The organism is Yoonia sp. 67-2 (assembly GCF_035117555.1).
Lineage (GTDB): Bacteria > Pseudomonadota > Alphaproteobacteria > Rhodobacterales > Rhodobacteraceae > Yoonia.
In genome coordinates this window covers 629,708-655,177 of the sequence record NZ_JAYKPK010000001.1, presented here as the reverse complement: position 1 = coordinate 655,177, position 25,470 = coordinate 629,708, and the positions used below count along the sequence as shown (strand labels likewise).

Genomic DNA, 25,470 nt, shown 5'->3' with positions numbered 1-25,470 from the left:
AGAGCGCGACCAAGGCGAGCCAGCCACCCCAGATCAGCAGCCGCATGCGCGGGGTGCGATAGGTCCAGACTTGGGAATGATGGGTCAGCTCGGTCATTGCAGGAACTTTCGCAGATAGCTGGAGCTGTATTCCGCCACCATCACGATCCCGATGATGATCAGCAAAATTGCCCCGGCACTATCATATTCATAGCGGCTGATCGCGGTGTTCAGCGTCGCGCCAATGCCGCCCGCACCGACGATCCCGATTACAGCGGATTCGCGGAAATTGATATCAAGCCGGTATAGCGACAACCCGATCAGCCGTGGCATCACCTGCGGCTGGATCGCGTAATTGACGACCTGCCACCAGGATGCGCCGGTGGCGCGGACGGCTTCTGCCTGTGCCTCCTGAATTTCCTCGATATCATCGGCCAGCAATTTGGCGATGAAGCCGATGGTCGCGAATGACAGCGTCAGGAAGCCGGCGAAAGGGCCGAACCCGAACATCGCCACCAGAAAGATTGCGATGATGATTTCCTGTAACGCCCGACTGATGGCGATGATCGACCGGCAGATCGCATAAATCCAGCGGGGCGCGATATTGCGCGCCGCCCCGATCCCGATGGGGATGGAAATCGCAACACCGACCACGGTCGAGGTCAGCGTCATCGTAAGGCTTTCGACCAGACCCGTGCTGATATCACGCCAGCGGCTGGTGAAATCCGGTTGCAGGAACCCCATGATAAAGCGCTGTCCGCGTTCCAGACCTTCGTAGACGCGGGTCCAGTTCACCTCTACCGATCCGATGGCGAGGATTAGATAAATGACAATGCCGGTTTGCAGCGCAATCCGCCAGCGCCGGTCCTTGACGATTTGCGGCGGGCGTTTCCAACTGGTGGGATAGCTGCTCATATGACCAGCGCCGCCAGACGGTCGCGCGCGTCGGCCTCGGCGGCGGTCTGTTCCTCGTCGCCCTTGCGCATCGCGTTCCAATCTTCTTCGCCATAGATCGTGGTCAAGGCATCCTGCGTCAGCAGATCAGGCGGCCCGTCAAAGACAACGCGCCCGGCGCGCAGCCCCACGATGCGCTGCATGAATTGCTGGGCCAGCGGGACGTCATGGATATTGACGATGGCGGGCAGACCGCGTTCGGCGCAAATCTCGATCAGCAGGCGCATGATCTGACGGGATGTCTTGGGGTCAAGGCTCGCCGTCGGTTCATCGACCAGCAGCAATTCGGGGTCCTGCGCCAGCGCGCGGGCGATGCCCACGCGTTGCCGCTGACCACCGGACAAAGCATCGGCGCGTTTATCGGCATGTTCCATCAACCCGACACGGTCCAGCAGCGCATAGGCGCGCGCGATATCATCTGCGGGGAATTTGCGCAGATAACTGCGCCAGAACGGGACATAGCCCAAACGGCCTGACAGCACGTTTTCCATCACGGTCAGCCGTTCAACCAAAGCATATTCCTGAAAGATCATCCCGATCCGGCGACGCTGCTGGCGCAAGTCGCGCTTGCCAAGACCTACAAGGTCCACATCGTTCAGCAGCACCTTGCCGCCGGTCGGTTCGACCAGCCGGTTGATGCAGCGGATCAACGTGGATTTGCCCGCGCCAGAGGGGCCGATCAGCCCCATGATCTGGCCTTTGGGCACCTCGAGCGACACGTCAGACAGGGCCGTGTCGCCGGTTTTATAGGTCTTGGAAAGCGATTGAAGGATCAGCATGGGATATCCTGAAAAAGGGGAACGCGGGCGATTTGCACCGCCCGCGTCAATCCGTGGGGCCTGCGTTATTCGCAGGTGTATTGCACGTCCAGCGCCGCGTCGATCTGACGGATCACGGCCCAGTTTTCCTGGAAGGTGATCGGGATGAACTGTGCTTCACCCGAAGCGCTGAATTCTTCTTCCATGCTGGTGCCGGCCCAGTCGAAAGAGAAGAAAGCCTCTGCCACTTTTTCCTGCAGATCGGGGTGCAGGTTATAGACGGTGCCATAGCCGGTGGTTGGGAAAGTGTCGGATGTATAGATGATCTCGACCTGATCGGCGGTGATCACGTCGCGGGCTTCCATCCGCTTGCGCACCGAATTGGCGATGGCGGCAGCGTCATAGTCGCGGTTGGCGACACCCAGGATCGAATTGTCATGCGCGCCGGAAAAGGCGGTTTCAAAATCGGTGCCAGCGACCAGCGCGAATTCGGATTCCAGCAGGGCGGATGGTGCCTTGAAGCCGGAATTCGAGGTTTCCGAGGTAAAGGCCAAGGTGCGGCCAGCAAGATCGGCGATTTCGGCGATGCCGCTGTCAGGATAGGTGATGATTTCCATCTCATAGCCGAAAGAGCCATCTTCGGCGGCCATCATGGCGAATGGACGGAAACCGGCACAGGCAACGGCCAGCGGGTTTGACCCGGTGTTGAAACCGGCGACATGCAGACGGCCCGCGCGCATCGCTTCGATCTGGGCGGCGTTGGATTGCACGGGGAAAAATTGCACGGTCTTGCCGGTCAGTTCTTCCATGTGGTCAAGGAAGGGCTGCCAGACTTCTGCGTAAACGGCAGGATCTTCGACAGGTGTATAGGCAAACACCAAAGTGTCAGGGTCCAGCCACTGGCTTTCGTCGGTGGGGATGTCGGCGATCAGGTCGCCGTCAGTGTCGACATAGCCTTCGGACAACGCGAACTCAGCAAAGCTGGGCGTGGCCAGGACGACAGCCATAGCGGTCAGTGACGCAATCATTTTCATGGTGAATTTCCTTTGTGACAGCGGGATGATGCCCTGTCCCTGACTGTCGGAGGAAACAGTGACGTAAAATATATGTGATGGTTTTGTAAAAATCATTTTCTGAAGAGCAACAATTGTCATTGGCATATTCGGCTAGGTATTACGGTGCTGCTAAGCCGAGACGGCTACCCTGCGCCTACTTCTTGCCAAATTCGCAGCTAACAGGTTCGACCAGATAACCCCGATCGCTATAACGCTGCCAGACTCTTGCCACGTCAAAGTTTTATCCGGCTGCTGTTCGAGGCGTGAGTTCCTCCATCGCCGACCTGGTGCTGAACAACGCGCCCGACTCACCCTAAAACTGACCGACGATGCCCATATGTCCGAGAACGCCCGATGCAAATTAGGGTGCCTATCAACCCTGGGATACCGAAATTGGAAAGGCTGCAAACATCCCATCACGTGCCAAAAAAGGAACCTGATGAATTCTTATGGCTAGCGTTCAACCGAATTGGTGTTGGCTATGGGCGAACGCTACTATTGCAAACTCTCCCGCCCAATTGCCTTTCCCACGTTGCTGGTATCAACTGTATTGGCGGGAGATTTGATCATGGCATTCACTCGGCGGGCGTCACTCAGCTTTGCGGGGGCAGCAGCGGCGCTGACGCTGGCGGCGCCGCGCCTTGGCGCACAGGTGAGCTTTCGGCTCGGGCTGACGCCTGTGTTCCGCGACAATGACGCAGCAATCATTGAACAGCTGCGCGCCACGCTCGGTGCTGCAATGGGCAGGTCAGTCGAGCTTGTGCAGCGTCGGACTTATCAGGAGGTGACCGGGCTGTTGCTGGGAGGTGCGGTCGATGCGGCATGGCTTTGCGGCTATCCCTACCTCCAGCATCAGACCGCTTTGTCGCTCGTTGCCGTGCCGCTTTGGCGGGGTGCGCCGCGTTACCGGTCGTATCTTATCGCAGCACCTACCGATGATGCGCGTGCTCTGGCCGATCTGGAAGGCAGCATGCATGCCTTCTCCGACCCTGATTCCAATTCGGGCTATCTTGTCACCGCCTCCGACCTCGCTCGCGCTAGACAGCGGCCCGAAAACTTTTTTGCCCGTACGATCTTCACCTATGGGCACCGCAATGTGGTGCGGGCGGTGGGTGCCGGCCTTGTAAGGTCAGGCAGCGTTGATGGCTACGTCTGGGAAACGCTCGCAAGCGTCGAGCCCGACCTGACCGCGCAGACGAAAGTAATTGCGCGATCTGAATGGCTGGGCTTTCCGCCATTCTGCGCAAGGGCAGACAGAATGGCATCCCCGAATCTACGCGCGTTTCAGAGTTGCTTGCTCAATATGTCTGCGACGGAAGAAGGTCGTCGCGCGCTGGCTTTGCTCCAGCTTGACGGGATGGTCCCCGGTACGCCCGCCCTCTTCGACGGGATTGCCAGACGGCTGCGCGATTTCGACGGCGCGCGGTAATGCAGAGGCTGCGCCACCTGCCGCTGACGTTGCGAGTGCCACTTATCGCGGCGTTGATGATGGTGCTGGTAGGGATTGTCGCCTCGCAGCAAGTGCTCGCAGCCTTGGGCCGTGTTCAGGATGCGCGGCTGCAGGAACTGGCGGCGCTGCATATCGAAGGGCTGTCGGTCGCGCTTGGCCCACTCGTGCTGCGCAATGATATCTGGGAAATCTACGATACGCTCGACCGGGCGGGCTCTGCGGGCAAAACACCGCGCATGGTGCTGACGGTTGTGGCCGAGGAGAGCGGGCGCGTGCTGGCCGCGAGCGATCCGCGCCGTGTTCCGGTGGACAGTGCCATTGATGGGCTCGATGCCAATGCCCAATCGCTCGATGCCGTCAGCATCAGCGGCGCTGACCAGCATCTGCGTGTCGCGGCACCTCTCTTCTATCAGGGGCGCATTGTCGGCAGCATTACAACCGAGCTTGACGTCGCCGATCTTGTCGCCGAGCGGCGGCAGGCGGGGCTCTACCTGCTGATCGGCAATGCCTTGGCAACGGGTGTGTTGGCATTGGGTGGCTATCTGGCGATGCGCCGGATGTTGCGGCCCATGACAGTTCTGGTACGCGGGATGGACGCCACCGATGGCCAGCCCCGCCCGATCCCAAGCACGGATGTACCAAAAGGCGATACTGAACTTGCTCGTCTGTTTCTGACCTATAATGCGATGACGCATGCGGTCGAAGCGCGGGTCGAGGCGGAGCGGCGGCTTGCAGAACGCGAGAGGTTCGTAAGCCTCGGGCGGCTGTCGTCTTCGCTGGCGCATGAGATCAACAATCCGCTGGGTGGGCTGCTGAACGCCACCGACACGATCACGCGCTATGCGGAGCGACCGCAGGTCGTGCGGCAATCGGCAGCGCTTCTCGAAAGGGGGCTAAAACATCTGCGCGATGTGGTGCGGGCGACGCTCGACGAAAACCGGCTCGATCACAGCGGCACGCGGCTCAGCGCGAGCGATTTTGATGACCTTCGACTGCTCATCGGCCCCGAGACGGCGCGCCAAGGCCAGTCGCTTGACTGGCAGGTCTCGGGCGCGCCGGACCTGCTGTCACGGCATGATGCGGGCTCTCTGCGGCAGATCATTTTGAACCTGCTGCTCAATGCCTCTGAAGCGGCGGACAAAGGCGGGAAAATCGGGCTGGAGGTGCAAGCTAGGCCTGATGCGCTGGTGGTAACAGTGACCGATGATGGGCCAGGTCTGCCTGAAGCGGCCCGCCTGCGCTTGCTCACCTCCACCGCGATCCCACCCGGCGGTGGCACCGGGCTGCGGCTGGTGCGCGATCTGGTGTTGAAGGAAGGCGGCGAGATTGACTGTGCGCCGCAGAGCAAAGGCACGCGGATCGTGCTGACCTTTCCCGTAAAAGAAGGCACACAGCTATGCTAAAAGGCCGCCGCATTGCGCTCATTGAGGATGATGAGATCATGGGCGGGTCCATCGCTCAGCGACTTGAGATTGAAGGGGCTGAGGTCCTCTGGATCAAACAGGTAGCGCGTGCCGTGGGGGCGCTGCGGACGCCGCGTGCGCCCATTGATGCCGTCGTCTGCGATATCCGGCTGCCCGATGGCAATGGCGAGGACATCTATGCCACGCTGTGCCGGACCTCCAGCCCGCCTCCGTTTCTGTTCATCACGGGGCAGGGCGAGATAGGGCAGGCAGTGCGGCTGATACAGGCGGGTGCGGCGGATTATATCACCAAACCCTTTGATATGGCCCGTTTTCTTGACCGACTGGTGCGACTGATGCCAGCGAAAAGCGTCGAGGTGCTGCCGCCGCTTATTGGCCTTTCGCCAGCGGCACGGCGCATAGAAGCGCTGGTGCAGAAGCTTGCCACAGATGACGCGCATTTAATCGTGTTGGGTGGGCCCGGGCTCGCAAAGGGGCTGATTGCAGCACGGCTGCACAGCCTGTCGGACCGGCTTGCAGCCCCGTTCATGACCGTCAATCTTGCGCGCGAGGCCCATGTTGAGGCTGCGCTTTTTGGAGTTGGTGGGGCAATCGAGCGGCTGGGAGACGGCGTGCTTTTTCTCAACGCAATCGAGAGGATGACCAGGCCAGTGCAGTCGCGCCTGTTCGAGAGGCTCGATGCCGGTTTCACTGCGCGCATCATCTCAGCCGCCGATCCCCTGATTGAAGAAAGGGTTGCGGCACAGCAATTCCGGCCTGATCTTTATGCAAGGCTCGCCGCTGCTGAGATCGCTGTCCCCCCACTGCGTGACCGCCCCGATGATGCGCTCTGGCTGCTTGACCAAATGTTCGATACGCTCAACGCCCGGCGCGCCTCACCTTTGCGCGGGATCAGTGCGCTGACCGAGATTGCAGTGCGCGATCACGATTGGCCCGGTGGCGGGCGTGAGGTGCGATCACGGCTGATGCGCGCCATGCAATCCGCGCAGGGCGAACTTTTGCAACCGACCGACCTGTTCCCAGAACGGCTTGCTGGGGGGCATGTGTTGCGCTCGCTGGCCGAAGCACGGGACGCAGCCGAACGCGCGCAAATCGTCGCAGCGCTGGAGGAGACACAGGGTCAGATTGGCGCGGCGGCGCGGCTGTTGCGTGTCGCTCGCACGACTCTCTGGGAGAAGATGCAAAAGCTTGGTTTGTCCTGAAGGCTGGCCACTGGCAGTGTTCGGAATTCCGAACACTGCCGCAAAACCATTCAATTTCAGATAGTTCAGAGTCCCGGTTTCACCGCTTCATACTGCCGCAATGCCGGTTAGGTCCGCTACATTGTTGCCAAAGCTAGGGAGGAGCCAAGCCATGAAATGCAATCGACTGGTCGATACCGGCCGCCGACAGTTCTTGCGTGGGGGCATTATGGCCAGCGCAGGCGCAGCTGCCACGACACTCATAGGCACGCAAGAGGCCAAGGCGCAGGCCGCACTTGCACGGGTCGATTACCCGTCGAACCGTCTCGCCAACCTTACCGATTTGGTGGTCAATGAACCTTTTGACATCGCCTATCCCGATGATGACAGCCCCGGTGTCCTTCTCAAGCTTGGACAGGCTGTCGAAGGTGGTGCAGGCCCGGATGGTGATATCGTCGCCTATTCCGTGCTCTGTCCGCACAAAGGCTGGTACTTGAACTACAATGGCGACGACCGGACGATGAATTGCCCCGGCCATCACTCGCGCTTCGATGTCGAGGCCGGAGGTCAGCAGGTCTGGGGCCATTCCACCAGCAACCTGCCGCAATTCAACCTGCGCGTCGATGATGACGGCGAGATATATGCCGAGGGCGTGGACGAGCTGATCTACGGCCGTCTGTCCAACGTGCTCTGAGGGGGAAATACCATGGCTTATAAAAGACAAATCGACCGTCTGCCGATCATTCCTGCCGACGCGACCGAAGTGAATGCCGTTTGCCACTATTGTATCGTTGGCTGCGGCTACAAGGCCTATACATGGCCGATCAACCGGCAGGGCGGCACCGAACCTGCGCAAAACATCTTTGGGGTGGACCTTAGCGAGCAGCAGTTTCAGGATACCGAAGCTTGGTATGCGCCGTCGATGTATAACATCGTGAAACAGGATGGGCGCGATGTGCATCTGGTGATCAAGCCTGATGTGAATTGCGTGGTGAATTCCGGGCTTGGCTCGGTCCGCGGCGCGCGTATGGCGGAGAACCATCCCTCCACCGTGACCGGCACACAAGGCCACCGATTGACTGATCCGCTGGTATGGCGCTACGGGTCCTACCAGCAGACAAGCTGGGATGATGCCTATGATCTCGTGGCCCGTGTGACGGCACGGGTCGTGACAGACGGGTCTGAGGATGACCTGATCGTGTCGATGTTTGATCACGGCGGCTCGGGCGGCGGCTATGAGAACACCTGGGGCACCGGGAAACTCTATTTCGAGAGCATGAAGGTCAAGAACGTCCGCATTCACAACCGGCCCGCCTATAATTCCGAGGTTCACGCGACACGCGACATGGGCGTGGGTGAACTCAACAATGCCTACGAAGATGCCGAGTTGGCTGATACGCTCGTCGCATGGGGCTGTAATCCGCTGGAATGCCAGACGAACTATTATTTGAACCATTGGGTGCCGAACCTGCAGGGCGCGTCGATGGGGAAGAAATCGGACCTGATGCCCGATGAGGCCCATGCGCCTGCACGGGTCATCTTTATCGATCCGCGCCGCACGGTCAGCGTCAATGCTGCCGAGGATACCGCGGGCGCTGAGAACGTGCTGCATCTGGCAATCAACTCGGGCACGGATCTGGCGCTGGCCAATGCGATCTTCACCCATATCGTCGATCAGGGCTGGCAGGATCAGACGTTCATCGAGGCGCATACGTTGCGTGAAGCCGTTGATCGCCCTGCTCAGTTTCCCGCAGGGGGGGAGTCTGACGGCCAGCCCGGCCATCTGTCGAGCTTTGAGGATACCGTAGACGCCGTACGCCTGTCGCTGGATGAGGCTGCCGAAATTTGCGGAGTGCCTGCCGAAGATATCCGCAAGGCTGCCGAATGGATCGGACAGCCGAAAGAGGATGGCTCCCGCCGCCGCACGATGATCGGCTATGAGAAAGGTGTCATTTGGGGCAATGACAATTACCGCACTAATGGCGCTATCGTGAATATCGCACTCGCCACAGGCAATATTGGACAGCTTGGTGGCGGTTGCGTGCGGATGGGTGGCCATCAGGAGGGCTATTTCCGCCCGAATGAAAGCCATGTTGGACGGCCTGCTGCCTATGTGGACCAGCTCATCATCAATGGCGAAGGCGGTGTACATCACATCTGGGCCTGCAACCATTACCGCACAACGTTGAACGCGACCGAGTTCAAACGCGCCTACAATCGCCGTACCAATATGGTGAAAGAGGCGATGGATGCGTTCGCAGGGCAGGGGCAGGATGCACTTGTCGATGCCATTGTCGCGTCAATTGCCGAAGGTGGGCTTTTTGCGGTGAATGTCGATATCATCCAGAACGAGATGGGCGGTCAGGCGCATGTCGTCTTGCCAGCCGCACAACAGGGGGAAATGAACCTCACTTCGATGAATGGCGAGCGGCGGATGCGTCTGGCGGAAAAATATATGGACCCGCCGGGCCACGCCAAGCCAGATTGCCTCATCGCCGCTGGTATCGCGCAGGCAATGGAGAGGGTGCTGTCGAATATGGGCGAAGCCGATTACGCCGCACAATTCCAGGGTTATGACTGGGACAGTGAAGAGGATGCCTTTATCGATGGGTATCAGGCGGCGCATCCCGATGTCACCTATGCGCGCCTGCGTGCCATGGGAACGAATGGCTTTCAAGAACCGCCTGCCGGGCTGGATGGCGAGACGATCCTTGGTACCGACCGACTTTACAAGGATGGCGCTTTCTCAACCGATGACGGACGCGCGCGGTTCATGGCTGGCCCATGGCGTGGGCTGGCGACACCGGGCAAAGATGCCGAGAAGGCCGCCTATCCGTTCTTTATTAATAACGGACGGTCCAACCTCAACTGGCAGAACTGGTTTCTTGATCAGGAGAACGATTTTGTCATGGATCGCTGGCCCTATCCGTTCCTCGAAATGCATCCCGAGGATATGGCCGAGAAAAACATCAACCCCGGCGATCTGGTGGAGGTGTTCAACAACAACGGGGCCACGCAGGCGATGGCCTATCCGACCGATACTGCCAAGCGCGGTGAGACCTTCATGCTGTTCGGCTCGCCGCGGGGCACGCAGGGCAACATCGTTGGCGAAGGCGTGAATGAACTGGTGATCCCTGTCTACAAACAGACTTGGGCCGATATCCGCAAAATCTCGGATATGCCCGAAGCGGTGCGGGGTATTTCCTTCAAGTCCAAGGAATACCGCTTCTGAGTATGGTCTACAAAACGAACAGCGCTGCCCGGTGCAAGCCGGGCGGCGCTGACTTTCGTGGTGCCTCTACTGAGGGCTGACCTCATCCTATTGGCCAATCTTTGTCGAATCCGCGCGGATTGGTTGCAGGCAATCACGCATCCGGATCGGGAGACTGCGGCTCGACCGTGCCCGGGGCGCAACGAACCATATCCCTGCGGAAAAAGATCATTGCCTGAGATTATCCTTTAATCAAAGTCACATAATTATCGCTAGTCGGCACTGATCGCGCAGTTTGTCTCGTGCTGATAAGTCTTGGCGGGAGGCGGGGTCCAAAATGCCACGCCCCAACACCGACAACAATCGGCGCTCTCGAAACATGAAATGCTGCGGAAGGTGGTTGTTGATGCAACTGAGATAAGCACCTCGGATGCCTGAACACAGCACGAGAGATGGCTGTTACAAAATCGTCATATAACTGTTACATCGCCTTCACAGAATCGCACTATCCGGTGAGTGAGGCCGGTTCTGTCGGTCCGAAACGACAATCAGGAGTTACCATGACATTCACCAAACTTTCCGTGTCGGTGCTGGCGCTTGCCGCTGCATCCGCCACAGCAGTGTCCGCGCAAAGCGGCCGCGGCGAAATTCGCCTCGTGGGTTCGTCCACCGTGTTCCCATACAGCCAAGCTGTTGCAGAGCAATTCGCAAACAACACTGGCGCACCATCGCCAATCGTTGAATCCACCGGCACCGGCGGCGGCATGCAGATTTTCTGTGGCGGCATCGGTGAAGCTCATCCTGACCTGACCGGCGCATCGCGCGCTATGACGGCTGGTGAGTATGACCTGTGCGTCCAGAACGGCGTCACCGACATCTCCGAAGCGCTGATCGGTTTTGACGGCCTGTCGATGGCTTACAACAACGCATCCGACTTTGAGTGGGACATCACTCTGGGCGAGATGTATCTGGCACTGGCAGCACAGGTTCCTGTCGATGGCGAATGGGCCGACAACCCCTATTCCCGTTGGTCTGAAATCGATGCGCGCCTGCCCGACATCGACATCGTCGTTATTGGCCCCCCACCCACATCCGGCACACGTGACGCATGGGTTGAACTGGCGATGCATGCTGGCTGTGAAGAGCTGGACTATGTCGCTGACGGTGGCTTTGACGGCGACTGGGTCGAAGAAAACTGCTCGCGCATGCGCACCGACGGGCCATTCATCGAAGCCGGTGAAAACGACAACCTGATCGTGCAGCGTCTGCAGGCTGATCCAAACGCATTGGGTATCTTCGGTTATTCGTTCGTTTACGAAAACCTGGATACACTGGCTGGTGTGAAGCTGAACGGCATCGAGCCAGGCTTTGAAACCGTTGCTGACGGTTCTTACCCTGTGTCGCGTCCGCTGTATTTCTACATCAAGAACGCACACCGCGGTGTGATCCCGAACATGCAGGAATTCATCGAAGAATACATGTCCGAGGATGCACTGGCTCAGGGCGGTTACCTGTCTGAGCGTGGCATGGTGCCTTTGGCTGACGATATCCGCGCTGCCACACAGGCTGCCGTGATCGCCGGCGAAACAATGGCCGCCAAAACCGAGTAAATTAGTCTCCAGGCCTGCCCCGCGAAAGCCGCGGGGCAGGTTTTTTTCAACAGATTGGCCAGTTGCATGATCCTGCTCGCTTTCATCATCCTGTTTGTCGCCGCCGCCATCGGTTATGTGATGAACATAAGGGCCGCTCAGGCCATTCGTGACGGGGGCGCAACATTGCACTCTCTGGTCGGTTTCCACGGCATGTTTTCGGCTCTGGTCGTTCTCGTGCCGGTTTTCATTCTTATTCTCGTGTGGATCGCGCTGGCTGATCCATTGATCCAGCGTCTGGTCGCCGCCAGCCTGCCGGAAGGCACGTTTGACGGCCTTGGTACTGGCGCGATCCAGTTGATCATGGCCGAAATCAACTCTCTCGCCAGCGGGCGGGTGTTCGGCACGCCCGAACCGTGGAAGATCGAAGCGGCGGAACGTCTTGTCGGATATAGCCGCACTGCAGATATCGCGCTGGTGATCGTCGTGGTCATCGCGGTTGCAGCACTGATCGCCTTTGCCCGCCGCACGGTGACCGCCGAATTCCGCGCCCGCCAGGGCAGCGAAGGCATCATTCTGCGGCTGATGGGCTTCTGCGCGATCTTCGCAATTTTTGTCACCGTTGCGATCGTTTTCGCGCTCGCCTATGAGACAAGCAAATTCTTCTCGATGGTGCCGATCACGGAATTCCTGTTTGGTCTGAACTGGGAACCACAGATCCCGATCCGCGCGGACCAGATCGCTGCCGAAGGTGCCTTTGGTGCCATTCCGGTGTTCCTTGGGACATTCGTGATCGCCAGCGTGGCCTTGATCATTGCCATTCCCATCGGTCTGATGACCGCCATCTATCTGAACGAATTCGCTTCGCGCCGCGCACGCTCGGTCATCAAGCCCTTCCTTGAAATCCTTTCGGGTGTGCCAACGATTGTCTACGGCTTCTTCGCGATCCTGGTCGTGGCCCCTTGGCTGCGCAGCACAGGTGCAACGCTGGGGCTTGACGTCGCATCGAACACAGCCTTGGCGGCTGGTGGGGTGATGGGGATCATGTTGATCCCGTTCATTTCGTCCTTCGCCGATGACGCCTTGGCTGCAGTCCCGCAAAGCTTGCGTGACGGCGCCCTGGCGCTGGGGGCCACACGGTCGGAAACCATGCTGAACGTCCTGTTCCCTGCCGCCATCCCCGGCATCGTCGGTGGTGTGCTGCTGGCCGTCAGCCGCGCGATTGGTGAAACCATGATTGTGGTGATGGCCGCCGGTCTGATCGCAAGGATGACGATCAATCCGCTCGATTCGGTCACAGCCGTGACGGTACAGATCGTGACACTGCTGATTGGCGACACTGCCTTCGACAACCCCAAGACGCTGTCAGCCTTTGCGCTGGGAATGATGTTGTTCATCATCACACTTGGCATCAACGTGCTGGCCTTGCGGATCGTCCGCAAATACCGCGAAATCTATGATTGAGGCATTGATAAATGGTTGACTCTCCTAACACGGGCATACCCGCCCCACACCAGATTTCGCTGACAGACCGGTCACCGGCTATCGCCCGCCGCAAGCGTAAAGACGTGCTGCTGCAAGGTCTTGGTCTCGTGGCAATCTCCATCGCTTTTGCAGTCATGTTCTTGCTGTTCGCTTCGCTGATCCGCACCGGCCACACCGCCTTTGTACAGACGCATATCACGTTGGATGTCTTTATCGATCCTGCTGAAGTCCCCGTCGAAAACCTGCCCCGTGGCGGTTTCCAGAATGTCGTGACCAATGCGATGATCGCAAAGCTGCCGAGTGTTGATGACGATTCAGAACGGCGTGCTGTGCAGCAGATCCTGTCAAACGGGGCGCAGTTTTATGTGCGCGACCGGGTTGTTGCCGATCCGTCCTTGATCGGGCAGACCATCAGCATCACCGTCCCCGCCTCTGACGCATTCGACCAATTGCACAAAGGGTCGATCAATCGCGACACGCCAGAAGCTTTGCGCCGCGTCAATGATCAGGCCGTGGGTTGGTGGGACGAGTTGGTTGATGCTGGCGCGATCAGTAAACCGCTGAATTTTTCGCTGATCACCAATGCCGATTCCCGCTTTCCTGAACTTGCCGGTCTGCGTGGGGCGCTGGTCGGGTCGTTCTGGGCCTTGCTGATCTGTTTCATCATCGCCTTTCCCGCTGGGATCGGTGCTGCGATCTACCTTGAAGAATTCGCACCCAAGAACAAAGTGTCCGACTTCATCGAAGTGAATATCAACAACCTTGCGGCTGTGCCTTCGGTGGTCTTCGGTCTGCTGGCGCTGGCGGTTTTCCTCAACTACCTCGGGATGCCACGCTCTGCCCCCTTCGTGGGTGGTTTGACATTGGCCTTGATGACAATGCCGACAATCATCATCGCGACCCGCGCCGCGCTGAAGGCCGTGCCACCCTCGATCCGCGAAGCGGCCTTGGGTGTGGGTGCCTCAAAACAACAGGTGGTGTTCCAGCACGTGCTGCCTCTCGCGATGCCTGGTATCCTGACCGGCACGATCATCGGTCTGGCACAGGCTTTGGGTGAAACAGCCCCCCTGCTGCTGATCGGGATGAACGCGTTCATCACCTCGGCTGCTTCGAGCCCGTTTGAAGCCGCCACCGCCCTGCCAACCCAGATCTTTATCTGGGCCGACAGCCCCGAACGCGGCTTTGTCAGCCGGACCTCTGCTGCCATTCTGGTATTGCTGACTTTCCTGATTTTCATGAACGGGATCGCCATCTATATGCGCAGCAAATTTGAACGCCGTTGGTAAAGGACCGCACCATGGATGATCTGAGACGAGTTGAAAGAACTTCTGAAATGAATGAAACAAAAATCGCTGCCTCCGGTGTGCAGGTCTTTTATGGCGATACCCACGCCATCAAGGACGTGAATGTCGAAATCGGTGACAAGATGGTCACTGCTTTTATCGGCCCGTCGGGCTGCGGCAAGTCGACCTTCCTGCGTTGCCTCAACCGGATGAACGACACGATCGACATCTGCCGCGTCACCGGTAGCATCACGATGGATGGGCAGGATATCTATGACGCCCGCGTCGATCCGGTGCAATTGCGTGCCAAGGTCGGGATGGTGTTCCAGAAACCCAACCCTTTCCCCAAGTCGATCTATGATAACGTGGCTTATGGCCCGAAAATCCACGGTCTGGCGCAAACAAAGGCCGACATGGATATCATCGTTGAAAAGTCGCTGCGCCGTGCCGCACTTTGGAACGAGGCGAAGGACCGCCTGAATTCCCCCGGCACCGGCCTGTCGGGTGGTCAGCAGCAACGTCTGTGCATTGCCCGGGCCGTTGCGACAGCACCAGAAGTGCTGCTGATGGACGAACCTTGCTCTGCGCTTGATCCGATTGCCACAGCCCAGATCGAAGAGCTGATCGATGAATTGCGCCAGGAATTTTCGGTCGTGATCGTGACCCACTCTATGCAGCAGGCGGCCCGCGTCAGCCAAAAGACCGCGTTCTTCCACTTGGGCAATCTGGTGGAATTCAACACCACCGATCAGATCTTCACCAACCCGCAAGACCCACGCACCGAAAGCTATATCACCGGCCGGATCGGATAAGGATCAAAGCTATGAACGATCAACATATCGTCGCGTCCTTCGACCGCGACCTTGAAAGCATTCAGGCCACGGTCATGAAAATGGGCGGTCTGGTGGAACAGGCGCTCAGCGATGCGGCGAAGGCGCTGAAAACCCGCGACGCCGAATTGGCCGAACAGGTGCGCAAAGGCGACGGGATCATCGATGAGCTTGACCTGATGGTCAAAGCCGATGCAGCCCGTCTGCTGGCCCTGCGCGCGCCGACGGCGAAAGACCTGCGGCTGGTGCTGTCGGTGATGGAAATCAGCTCGCATCTGGAACGCTGCGGCGATTATGCCAAGAATATCGCCAAGCGGACCAAGGCGATGTCGAGCGTCGGCCCGATCAGCGGCACCTTGTCTGACTTGGGGCGCATGTCTTCCTTTGTTGAAAGCATGATCAATGATGCGCTGGACGCTTTCATCCAGCGCGATGTGACCAAAGCGCATGACATCATTGACCGCGATGTCGAAGCAGATCAGATATACAACACCCTGTTCCGCTCGCTTCTGACCCATATGATGGAAGACCATGCCAATATCGCCGTGGGCATGCATCTGCATTTCATCGCCAAAAACATCGAACGGATCGGCGATCATGCCACCGGCATCGCCGAACAGGCGATCTATGCCGTGACTGGCAAGCTGCCTGAGGATGAACGGCCCAAGCAGGACGACACTGCATTGGAACTGCAAGGAAGTGCCATCTGATGGTCGAACTGCAACCTTCTGTCCTTGTGGTCGAAGATGAGCCAGCACAACGTGAAGTGCTGGCTTACAACCTTGAAAGCGAAGGGTTCCGCGTCATCAAAGCCGCCGATGGCAACGAAGCTCTGTTGTTGATCGAAGAAGAACAGCCCGATCTGATCCTGCTGGATTGGATGCTGCCCGGCACATCCGGCATCGAAATCTGCCGCCAGATCAAAAGCCGCCCGGCGTTCCGCATGACACCCGTGATCATGCTCTCTGCACGGTCGGAAGAGGTGGACAAAGTTCGCGGTCTGGAAACCGGGGCGGATGATTACATCTCCAAACCCTATTCGATCATCGAACTTCTGGCGCGTGTGAAGGCGCATCTGCGCCGGTCGCGGCCTGCGACAATGGGCGAGCGGCTGGTTTACGACGATATCGTGCTGGATTCCGAAACCCACAAAGTGTTCCGTGGCGCGAATGAGCTGCGCCTCGGCCCGACCGAATTCCGCCTGCTGACCACCTTCATGGAAAAGCCGGGCCGGGTCTGGAGCCGGGATCAATTGCTGGACCGCGTCTGGGGCCGCGACATCTATGTCGATACCCGCACCGTTGACGTGCATGTCGGCCGGTTGCGCAAGGTTCTGGGCAGTCACGGCGGCGACGACCTGATCCGCACTGTGCGCGGCGCCGGATATGCGCTGGGATAAAGCACGCATTCTACCAGTTGTTCTCTCTGAAAGCACAGAGCGTTCGAAGCTGCTTTGGCTTTCACCAAGCGAACCGACTTACGCGCTTGTTGCTGCCTGCGATCTCGCCTTGATAGAGCTGTTCCATAGCCCTGAAATATCGATAGCTCTGACTGTCTTGGCTAACGTAAAGCCGGATATAGTAGTTTATGATATCACTTTGGCCACAGCCCACCCTGATACAACTGCGCTAATAAAAGCGTATCAGGCAACCGAAACTCTAGCTATATTACCCTATGTCCCTACACTCAGCGCGAAAACTGAGACCATTGGACTTTTGAATCAGCAGTCTAGTACTGCCAACTGCTTTATTACTGTCAGGTCCACATTACGCCGCGAGCGCCCGATTGCTATCAAAGACCTTAGATCTACGAATGTATTTACCCTAGATTGCCAGCAATTTAGGCTTTGTCAAGGTGAGCGTTGTGCGACAATGAGCAAAACAGATCATTGTGTGATTGGTCCTTTTTTCGACGCACCCGAGGCGGTGTTGGATAAGCAATCATTGGCAAAACTCGTTTTTGGCAACAGAGTCACTTCCCTTCGGTCTAATGAACTGCACATCTTTCGAATGCGCAGCCGTATAAAGAAGCAGATCGGGGTTGATCCTTTACGAGTTGTGCGCGGGATCGGTTTTACGTTAGCCGGGGATTAGGCAAGGTAACATAATTTTGGTGCAATTTATCACAGCGGGAAAGTATCGCGGTGGTTTTTTCGATCCGCCAGTGACGGTATGTTTCACGAATTGCATCCGTTTTTCGATCTCATCTTTCGATTTCTGGACGCCAAAGGATTGGCCCTCAGATGAATTGTATAACGCTTTAGAACGAGAAAATTACATCCACCGTAGCTTGATTTTGTCTTTCATCGACTCATGACGACCGTTCGAAGGCGTGCTAAACAGTGTCCAAGTCGAGCTCCCGCAACCAACACTCTGTTAAAAATATGCTAATCATATTGCTACACATTTTTATTAACCAAGTAAATTATTTCTCTGTTATCATACGGACTAAATGAATGCTTGTTGTTGTTTGGCTGACTGTCTGTCCGCCACTAAATCCCCAGAAAAGCTGAGCAACGCAGAACCGACAGGATCCTGCAGATCTCACAGTTTGATTCATCCGCCGAGAATATGAATGTAGTCGTCTGTTTCGACGGTATTGCCTCTCGCTTTGCCCCTGCCCATGCAGATATTCACTGCTGCTTAGGGCAAGGGCTGCTCATCGGGACCGTTGCTGGCAAGACCCCTCAGACGTCACGCGCCGTTTGGTCGGCGTTTCATCGCATCCGCCAGGGCGGACCCGAATGCACCCTGGCTTTGCGCTTCGGGAGGTCGTGTTTTGCCGGTCTTTGCTGTCCGCGAAGCGCCTGCTGCGGCCGCATCGCGCGTCCGCGGGGCGGGGTTCGCATCGTTGTCTTTGCGCATGGTCAGGCCGATGCGTTTGCGCGGCACGTCCACTTCGGTGACGCGGACGCGCACGACATCGCCTGCTTTGACCACCTCATGCGGGTCTTTGACGAATTTATCGGCCAGTTGGCTGACATGGACCAGCCCGTCCTGATGCACGCCGATATCGACAAAGGCCCCGAAGGCCGCGACATTGGTGACGGTGCCTTCCAGCGACATGCCGGGTTTGAGGTCGGTGATACTGTCGATGCCTTCAGCAAAGGTCGCGGTTTTGAAGGTGGGTCGCGGGTCGCGGCCCGGCTTTTCCAGCTCGGTCAGAATATCGCGCACGGTGGGCAGACCAAAATCGCCATCCACGAATTGTTCGGCGCGTAGGCTGGACAGGGCGCTGCTGTTGCCCATGATCTCGCGGATATCGCGCCCGCAGGCTTTGACGATCTTGCGTGCGACGCCGTAGGCTTCGGGGTGGACGGATGAGGCGTCTAGCGGATCCGTCCCGCCGCTGATCCGCAGGAAACCGGCGCATTGCTGGAACGCCTTGGGGCCAAGCCCCGCGACCTTCAACAAGGCTTTGCGATTGGCAAATGGCCCGTGCGCATCGCGATGCGCCACAACCGCCTGCGCCAGCGACGGCCCCAGCCCTGCGATATGCGACAACAGCGGCGCAGAGGCCATGTTGAGGTCCACACCCACTGCGTTCACTGCATCTTCGACCACAGCGGCAAGGCTTTGCGCCAGTCGCCGCTGGTCCACGTCATGCTGATACTGGCCGACGCCGATGGCCTGTGGTTCGATTTTCACCAGTTCAGACAAAGGGTCCTGCAGGCGGCGCGCGATGGACACGGCACCACGGATCGACACATCAACATCGGGGAATTCCTGTGACGCGAGTTCGGAGGCGGAATAGACCGATGCCCCGGCCTCTGACACGATCACCGGGGTCGGGCGGGGTGTGCCTGCGGGCAGGGCTTTGATCACATCAGCGACCAAGCGTTCGGATTCGCGGCTGGCGGTGCCATTGCCGATGGCGATGAGGGCGATGCCATGTTTCTGGATCATCTGGGTCAGCGTGGCTTCGGCACCGCGCAGGTCCATGCGTGGCTGGAACGGATAGATCGTCGCTGTATCCAACAGCTTGCCCGTTTCATCCACGACGGCGACTTTGCACCCGGTCCTGATCCCTGGATCAAGGCCTAATGTTGCCCGCGCGCCAGCCGGTGCCGCCAGCAGCAGATCGCGCAGGTTGCGGGCAAAGACATCAATCGCGGCATCATGGGCGCGGCGGCGCAGGTCGGTCATCAGGTCCATGAACATCGACAGGCTCAATTTGACATTCCAGGCCCATCGCGCAACCTCGCGTAGCCAAGTATCACCTTTGCCGTCGCCGGTGATCCCGATTTCGGCGGCGATCATGCCGATCACGCGCGGCAGGCCGGTTTCCGGCTCTGGCGCGATATTGATCGTCACGATCTCTTCTTTGGAGGCGCGCAGGATCGCCAGCGCGCGGTGCGACGGGATCGTCGCCCAAAGTTCGCTATGGGCGAAATAATCGGAAAACTTCGCGCCGACCTCTTCTTTTCCTTTGCTGACCTGCGCGGTGATCAGCGCCTCTTTCTGCATGAAATCGCGCAGGCGGCCCAGCAGGGCGGCGTTTTCGCCCAATTCCTCGACCAGAATGTCGCGCGCGCCGTTGAGCGCGTCTTTCTCGGTGGGAACGACATCACTGATATAGGCTGTCGCCAAGGCCAAAGGGTCCGCCGCGCGGTCGGCAAGGATCGCGCGCAGCAAGGGTTCCAGCCCGTTTTCACGCGCGATCATGGCTTTGGTGCGCCGCTTGGGCTTGAACGGCAGATAAAGATCCTCAAGCACAGATTTGGTATCGGCCGTGGCCAGCGCGCGGGCCAGCGCATCGGTCAGTTTTCCCTGCGACGTGATTTCCGCAACGATACTCGCGCGCCGCTTTTCAAGATCGCGCAAATACTCCAACCGTTCGGCCAGTTTGCGCAATTGTGTATCATCGAGCCCGCCTGTGGCCTCTTTGCGGTAGCGCGCGACAAAAGGCACGGTGTCGCCGCCATCCAACAAAGCGATTGTCGCGGTAACCTGATCCGGGCGCGCTGCGATCTCGGCGGCGATGGTGCGGGCAATGCGATCTGCGATGGCGGTCATGACTGGGTCCTTCGTGGCTTTGGAAGGATTGTGATAGCGGTACATCCACGTGCCGCCAAGTCCATTGCACAGTGTTTGACACCGTGACGCGCGATTTGGCGCATGATGATATCGCAAGATCCGCGCCATAAAGTGGGCAGATCGCAGCGGCCACAATGCCTAAATCTGCGTATCGGGTTTTGTAACTCTGGGTATCAGGGCGACCCGGATGTCCGCATCTTCCCCAAGCTCAACAACCATCCTCAAAACCGGCCAGCACTTTGTCCAGCGTGGCGGGATAATCGCGGACACGCACACCCGTCGCGTTAAACATCGCATTGGTAATGGCAGCCGCCGCACCGCAGATGCCCAGTTCGCCGATGCCCTTTGATTGCATCGGGTTGGCGTAATCGTCGCGCTCTTCAAGAAAGACGACATCGAGTTGCGGGACATCGGCGTTCACCGGGAGATGATATTCGGCAAAGTCGTGATTGACGATCTGACCATGTCGCGGATCATGGACCAACTCTTCGGTCAGGGCCATACCGATCCCGAAGGTCATCCCGCCAAGGCACTGGGACCGCGCCGTTTTTTCATTCAGGATGCGCCCTGCAGCGAACACGCCCAGCATGCGCCGTACCCGGGTCTCTCCCGTCACGGCATTGACAGCGACTTCAGCGAAATGCGCGCCATAGGTGGCTTGGGTCACGTCCTTCATGGTTTTGCCCGGTTCGACATGCCCTTCGATTGTGATGGCTGCGTCAATGAGGTCGGTCAGGGGCGTCTGACGGTTTTCAAATATGACATGGCCATCTTTGAAACTCAGATCTGTCTCATCCGCATCCAGCTTTTTGGCGATCTCCGCGCGAATTTGCTCGCAGGCGAGAAAGACGGCGGTGCCTGCCGAAGACGCGCCCCAAGACCCGCCAGACCCCGGCCCGCGCGGATGCGAGGTGTCACCCAGCGACACCGTGATCTTTTCGGCTGGCAGGCCCAGCATTTCGCCGCAAATCTGCGTCAGGATTGCATAGGTGCCTGTGCCGATATCGGTCATGTCGGTTTCTACGTGGGCCTCTCCGCCAGGAGACAGGGTCACGCGCGCACGCGCCTCAGCCAGAATATTGACGCGCACCGCCGATGCCATGCCCATCCCGAGCAGCCATTCGCCTTCTCTGCAAGATCCGGGTTTTGGGTTGCGTGCGTCCCATCCGAACCTGTCGCGTCCAGTGCGTAATGCTTCGGCAAGCTTGTGAGAGGAAAAAGGAAGACCCGAGGTGGGGTTCTTGTCCGGAATATTCTTCAGCCGGAATTCGACCGGATCAATCGCCAGCACATCAGCCAGTTCATCCATCGCATTTTCCAGCACGGTCAGGCCGATGGATTCCCCTGGCGCGCGGACAGAGCCTGCACAGGTCCGGTTCACCCGGGCGATGTGATGGCCGATGACGCGGTTCTCACCCTGATAGGTGAACGGCGTCGCCTGCGTCACAGGTTCGGAAAAATCCTCATCCGGTAGGTTGGAAACATAGGCGTCATGCCCGATGGCCGTAAGCTGCCCCTGCGCATCTGCGGCCAGCTTGACACGTTGACGGCTTTCTGAGCGGCGCATTGTCGCCTCGAACACTTGCTTGCGGCTCAAGGCAACACCCACCGGGCGTGCCAGTTCCCGCGCTGCGAGTGCCGCGGCGACCGCTTCGGGTGCAATGCCGAGTTTCGAGCCAAAGCCGCCGCCGACGAAAGGCGACAATATTCTGACCTTTTCGGGCGTAATCCCAAGGGAAGAGGCAAGTTCGTTGATATTGTAATTGGGCATCTGATAGCTGCCACGCAGCGTCAACTGATCGCCGTCCCATGCGGCGATCGATGCATGCGGCTCCATCGCGGCGCTGTTGTGACCCGGGGTGGTGTAGGTGACATCGACAGTGAAATCCGCTTGCTGCATCGCCTGATCCAGATCGCCTTGGCTGTCCTGCTTTTTCTCGGGTGTTTCGAAAGTGGCCGTTTCGGGGTCGACCTGTCCTGACTTGGCCTTGATCTCGAGCTGCAGCATCTGTGCCCCATGGCGGGCCTGTTCAAATGTTTCAGCGACAACAAGCGCGACCGGCTGACCCCAATAGGCGATATCCTCACTGCCTTGCACCGGGGCTTTGTCGGCGGTGCCCTGTGCCGGATTGCGCAGGAACTTTGGCCCATGCATCACGGCAAGAACACCGGGCAATGCGGCGACCTTGTCGCTGTCGACGTGCTTTAGCGTGCCACAGGTGACCGCCGCGCGCACAAGCACGCCATAGGCCATTCCCTCCGGCTGAACCTCATAGGCAAAAGGGGCAGTACCCGTCACCTTGGCCTTGCCATCGGGTCGGTTCATCCCGGTGCCGATGATACCTTGCGCCATATGGTCAAGCCGGCGGCGGTGATCAGGTTCGTCCATCTTCAGATGCGTGCTCATATGTCTGCTCCGTTCGTCGCTTGTTCCAGTACCGCCGCCAATGTCCGGCGTAGCAGCGGGATCTTGAAATCATTGCTGCCCTGACCTTTGGCGTCTTGCAGCAGCAGGTCAGCCGCTTGTGTCCATAGCGCAGGCGATGGAGCTTGGCCTTCTATCAGGTCCTCCACCTCCGGCACGCGCCAAGGGAAGGGGGCGACGCCGCCGAAGGCTAGCCGTGCTGTGGAAATCTTGCCGTTTTGTAATCTCATGATTGCCGCCACTGAGACCAGCGCAAATGCATAGGAGGCGCGGTCGCGGACTTTGCGGTAGATTTGCGTGCCGCCCAAAGGCGCTGGCAGCAGCACATGGGTGATCAGGTCGCCGGGGTGTAGGATCGTTTCGACCTCAGGATTGTCGCCGGGAAAGCGGTAAAGCTCGCCCAAGGGAACCTTCTGCACCTCACCGTCATTGCGCAGAATTTCAACCTTTGCCCCGAGCGCGCGCAAGGCGACGGCCATGTCGCTGGGGTGGGTGGCGATGCAGGCCTCGCTCGTCCCAAAGATCGCGTGGATCCGGTTGAAACCGCCCTGCGCCGCACAGCCGCTGCCGGGGGTTCTTTTGTTGCAGGGGGTGTCGGTGTCATAGAAATAATAGCAGCGTGTGCGTTGCAGCAGATTGCCGCCGGTCGTCGCCTTGTTGCGCAACTGGCCCGAGGCACCGGACAGCAGCGCCTGTGATAAAAGCGGCCAGCTTGTCCTGACCCGCATGTCATTCGCCAGATCGCTGTTGGACACCAGCGCCCCGATACGCAGGCCGCCATCCGCGGTTTCTTCGATCCGCTTGAGGTCAAGGTGGTTGATGTCGACCAGATGATCCGGGGTCATGACTTCCAGCTTCATCAGGTCAAGAAGGTTGGTGCCACCGGCAATAAAAGCGGTCCCGGCTTGTGCTGATTGAACGGCGTCACTCTGTGACTCTGCCCGGCTATAGGTGAAGGTCTTCATTGTGTTTCACCTGCCATTTGCCGGATGGCTGCCACGATATTGGGATAGGCCGAACAGCGGCACAGATTGCCGCTCATCCGTTCGGAAATCTCTGCATCGGACAAATCAGCGCTTTGCGTCAGATCATCGGTGACATGGCTGGGCCAGCCTTGGCGTGCTTCTTCCAACATCGCAGTAGCTGAGCAAATCTGGCCCGGCGTGCAATAGCCGCATTGAAAGGCATCATGGTCTATGAAGGTACTCTGCAAGTCAGACATTTCATCTGGCGTGCCGATCCCTTCAATTGTCGTGATCTCATCACCATCGTGCATGCAGGCGAGGGTGAGGCATGAGTTGATGCGCCGACCATTCACCAAAATCGTGCAAGCGCCGCATTGGCCGTGATCGCAGCCTTTCTTGGTGCCCGTCAGGCCGAGGTGATTGCGCAAAGCATCCAGAAGCGAGGTGCGTGGATCGTGATCCAGATGATATTCGGCGTTGTTGATCTTCAGCTTAGACTGCATCTCATGCTCCGGATTTTTGGACTGGTATGCAGATGCAACGCAGCGGATCGGATTTGGTTCAGCGTGGCAGGGTGGCGTGGTTTTGCCGGACATTGATCACGCCATTGGGCGGCAAAGTTTTTCGTGCACTCATGCGATCCTCTTCCGTCACTGATCTGGCATGGCATGGCATTCGGTGATCAGAATTTGCGATGCGTCAATCGCATGTCATGAAAAATGCGGATAGAGAGTCGGTGAATTCGTCATTTCCCGGCGGCGCGGTTGCGTGCGCCAGGACAGCTTTGGGACCAACTCTATGAGCATCCAACTGAACGCGGTGTCACGCAGCTTTTCGGGCAAGATGGCGGTGGAAGACGTCACTCTCGACATTCCTGCAGGCACATTTTTTGTTGTCGTTGGCCCGTCAGGATGTGGGAAATCAACATTATTGCGGCTGATCGTGGGGCTGGAAAAGCCCGACAGCGGCACAATCGCCCTCAATGGCAAAGTGGTCGCCGGGCCGGGCCTGCATATCGGCCCCGAGGATCGCGGCGTGGGCGTGGTATTTCAATCCTATGCGCTTTGGCCGCATATGAGTGTCGCGGGCAATGTGGCTTTTCCGTTGGAAACCGCCGGGATGGGGCGCAAGGCGGCGCAGCAGGCGGCGGCGGGCCATCTGGAAACTGTCGCGCTGACACCGCATGCCGCACGTATGCCTGCCGAACTGTCGGGCGGGCAAAGGCAGCGGGTGGCGCTCGCGCGCTGTCTGGCGCAGGGCGCACGGACGATCCTGATGGATGAACCGCTGGCCAACCTCGACCCGCATCTGCGCGCGAGTATGGAAGAGGAACTGGCCGCCTTTCACCGCCGCAGTGCGGCGACGACGCTTTACATCACCCATGACCAGCATGAGGCGATGGCCCTCGCCGGGCAGATCGCGGTGATGTGGGAGGGGCGGATCCTGCAATCCGGCCCGCCGGAAGAGGTTTATGCCCGCCCGGTATGCGACCGTGTCGCGGGTTTCATCGGCAAAGGCGTGGTTCTGCCGGTTGAGGTTGTCGGCGTCATGGGGACAAAGGCGCAGGTCAGGCTGGGTCCGGTAGTGGTTACGGCGGATTGCCCTGTCGGCACGCAGACAGGTGCGGCGCGACTAATGCTGCGGCCCGAACAGATTGCCTTGGGTGCCGGCGGGCTGGCGGCGCGGATCGCCCGCCTGACCTTTCGCGGTAATCACTGGGATGCTTTGGTCGAGGTTGACGGGTTGCCCGAGGCATTGCCGATCAGTCTGCAGGATAAGCCCGCCGTTGGGGAAAATGTCGATCTGATGATCAACGGCGGCTGGGTTTTGCCACAGGACTAACGC

At 58.7% G+C, this 25,470-nt stretch carries 20 protein-coding genes; 13 read left to right on the top strand and 7 right to left on the bottom strand.

Going from position 1 to position 25,470, the window contains the following annotated elements; translation table 11 throughout:
* Positions 1–93: 93 nt before the first annotated feature.
* The 3 genes from phnE to phnD form a co-directional block, all read right to left on the bottom strand.
* A complete protein-coding gene (gene phnE, locus VOY09_RS03290; RefSeq protein WP_322892310.1) occupies positions 94–894 on the bottom strand; it encodes a phosphonate ABC transporter, permease protein PhnE in 801 nt (266 codons plus the stop codon).
* A complete protein-coding gene (phnC, locus tag VOY09_RS03285) occupies positions 891–1,712 on the bottom strand; it encodes a phosphonate ABC transporter ATP-binding protein (RefSeq protein ID WP_322892311.1) in 822 nt (273 codons plus the stop codon). Before phnC ends, phnE begins: the two co-directional genes overlap by 4 nt.
* Before the next feature lie 65 nt (positions 1,713–1,777).
* Positions 1,778–2,725 carry a phosphate/phosphite/phosphonate ABC transporter substrate-binding protein gene (gene phnD, locus VOY09_RS03280; RefSeq protein WP_322892312.1) on the bottom strand — a complete coding sequence of 316 codons (948 nt, stop codon included), beginning with the start codon at positions 2,723–2,725 and terminating at the stop codon, positions 1,778–1,780.
* Between the two features lie 589 nt (positions 2,726–3,314).
* Between phnD and VOY09_RS03275 the strand changes: the two genes are divergently transcribed.
* From VOY09_RS03275 to VOY09_RS03220, 12 genes are all read left to right on the top strand, one after another.
* Complete coding sequence (locus VOY09_RS03275) at positions 3,315–4,175, top strand: PhnD/SsuA/transferrin family substrate-binding protein (RefSeq protein WP_322892313.1); 861 nt, start codon at positions 3,315–3,317, stop codon at positions 4,173–4,175.
* Positions 4,175–5,599, top strand: coding sequence for a HAMP domain-containing sensor histidine kinase (locus VOY09_RS03270; RefSeq protein ID WP_322892314.1), 1,425 nt, complete (start codon positions 4,175–4,177; stop codon positions 5,597–5,599). The genes VOY09_RS03275 and VOY09_RS03270 overlap by 1 nt, the downstream gene beginning before the upstream one ends.
* A complete protein-coding gene (locus tag VOY09_RS03265; protein WP_322892315.1) occupies positions 5,593–6,822 on the top strand; it encodes a sigma-54-dependent transcriptional regulator in 1,230 nt (409 codons plus the stop codon). The genes VOY09_RS03270 and VOY09_RS03265 overlap by 7 nt, the downstream gene beginning before the upstream one ends.
* A gap of 151 nt (positions 6,823–6,973) precedes the next feature.
* Positions 6,974–7,495 carry an arsenate reductase (azurin) small subunit gene (locus tag VOY09_RS03260; RefSeq protein WP_322892316.1) on the top strand — a complete coding sequence of 174 codons (522 nt, stop codon included), beginning with the start codon at positions 6,974–6,976 and terminating at the stop codon, positions 7,493–7,495.
* A gap of 12 nt (positions 7,496–7,507) precedes the next feature.
* Entirely contained in the window at positions 7,508–10,033 is a 2,526-nt protein-coding gene (locus VOY09_RS03255; RefSeq protein ID WP_322892317.1) for an arsenate reductase (azurin) large subunit, read from the top strand.
* 539 nt (positions 10,034–10,572) lie between these two features.
* Complete coding sequence (locus VOY09_RS03250; protein ID WP_322892318.1) at positions 10,573–11,622, top strand: substrate-binding domain-containing protein; 1,050 nt, start codon at positions 10,573–10,575, stop codon at positions 11,620–11,622.
* 66 nt (positions 11,623–11,688) lie between these two features.
* A complete protein-coding gene (gene pstC, locus VOY09_RS03245) occupies positions 11,689–13,065 on the top strand; it encodes a phosphate ABC transporter permease subunit PstC (RefSeq protein ID WP_322892319.1) in 1,377 nt (458 codons plus the stop codon).
* 11 nt (positions 13,066–13,076) lie between these two features.
* On the top strand, positions 13,077–14,372 hold the full coding sequence (gene pstA, locus VOY09_RS03240; protein ID WP_322892320.1) for a phosphate ABC transporter permease PstA: 1,296 nt from the start codon (positions 13,077–13,079) through the stop codon (positions 14,370–14,372).
* A 47-nt stretch (positions 14,373–14,419) separates the two neighbouring features.
* Complete coding sequence (gene pstB, locus VOY09_RS03235) at positions 14,420–15,181, top strand: phosphate ABC transporter ATP-binding protein PstB (RefSeq protein WP_416236718.1); 762 nt, start codon at positions 14,420–14,422, stop codon at positions 15,179–15,181.
* Positions 15,182–15,192: 11 nt separating this feature from the next.
* Positions 15,193–15,909, top strand: a complete 717-nt coding sequence (gene phoU, locus VOY09_RS03230) for a phosphate signaling complex protein PhoU (protein ID WP_322892322.1) — start codon at positions 15,193–15,195, stop codon at positions 15,907–15,909.
* Entirely contained in the window at positions 15,909–16,598 is a 690-nt protein-coding gene (gene phoB, locus VOY09_RS03225) for a phosphate regulon transcriptional regulator PhoB (protein WP_322892323.1), read from the top strand. The genes phoU and phoB overlap by 1 nt, the downstream gene beginning before the upstream one ends.
* On the top strand, positions 16,585–17,292 hold the full coding sequence (locus tag VOY09_RS03220) for a hypothetical protein (protein ID WP_322892324.1): 708 nt from the start codon (positions 16,585–16,587) through the stop codon (positions 17,290–17,292). The genes phoB and VOY09_RS03220 overlap by 14 nt, the downstream gene beginning before the upstream one ends.
* Positions 17,293–17,892: 600 nt before the next feature.
* Here the strand turns inward: VOY09_RS03220 and VOY09_RS03215 are convergent.
* From VOY09_RS03215 to VOY09_RS03200, 4 genes are all read right to left on the bottom strand, one after another.
* Entirely contained in the window at positions 17,893–20,214 is a 2,322-nt protein-coding gene (locus VOY09_RS03215) for a Tex family protein (protein ID WP_322892325.1), read from the bottom strand.
* 229 nt (positions 20,215–20,443) lie between these two features.
* Positions 20,444–22,642, bottom strand: coding sequence for a xanthine dehydrogenase family protein molybdopterin-binding subunit (locus VOY09_RS03210; protein ID WP_322892326.1), 2,199 nt, complete (start codon positions 22,640–22,642; stop codon positions 20,444–20,446).
* Entirely contained in the window at positions 22,639–23,625 is a 987-nt protein-coding gene (locus VOY09_RS03205) for a xanthine dehydrogenase family protein subunit M (RefSeq protein WP_322892327.1), read from the bottom strand. Before VOY09_RS03205 ends, VOY09_RS03210 begins: the two co-directional genes overlap by 4 nt.
* Entirely contained in the window at positions 23,622–24,128 is a 507-nt protein-coding gene (locus VOY09_RS03200; protein ID WP_322892328.1) for a 2Fe-2S iron-sulfur cluster-binding protein, read from the bottom strand. Before VOY09_RS03200 ends, VOY09_RS03205 begins: the two co-directional genes overlap by 4 nt.
* 295 nt (positions 24,129–24,423) lie before the next feature.
* Here VOY09_RS03200 and VOY09_RS03195 point away from each other — a divergent pair, with 295 nt between their 5' ends.
* Positions 24,424–25,467, top strand: coding sequence for an ABC transporter ATP-binding protein (locus tag VOY09_RS03195; RefSeq protein ID WP_322892329.1), 1,044 nt, complete (start codon positions 24,424–24,426; stop codon positions 25,465–25,467).
* Positions 25,468–25,470 lie beyond the last annotated feature (3 nt).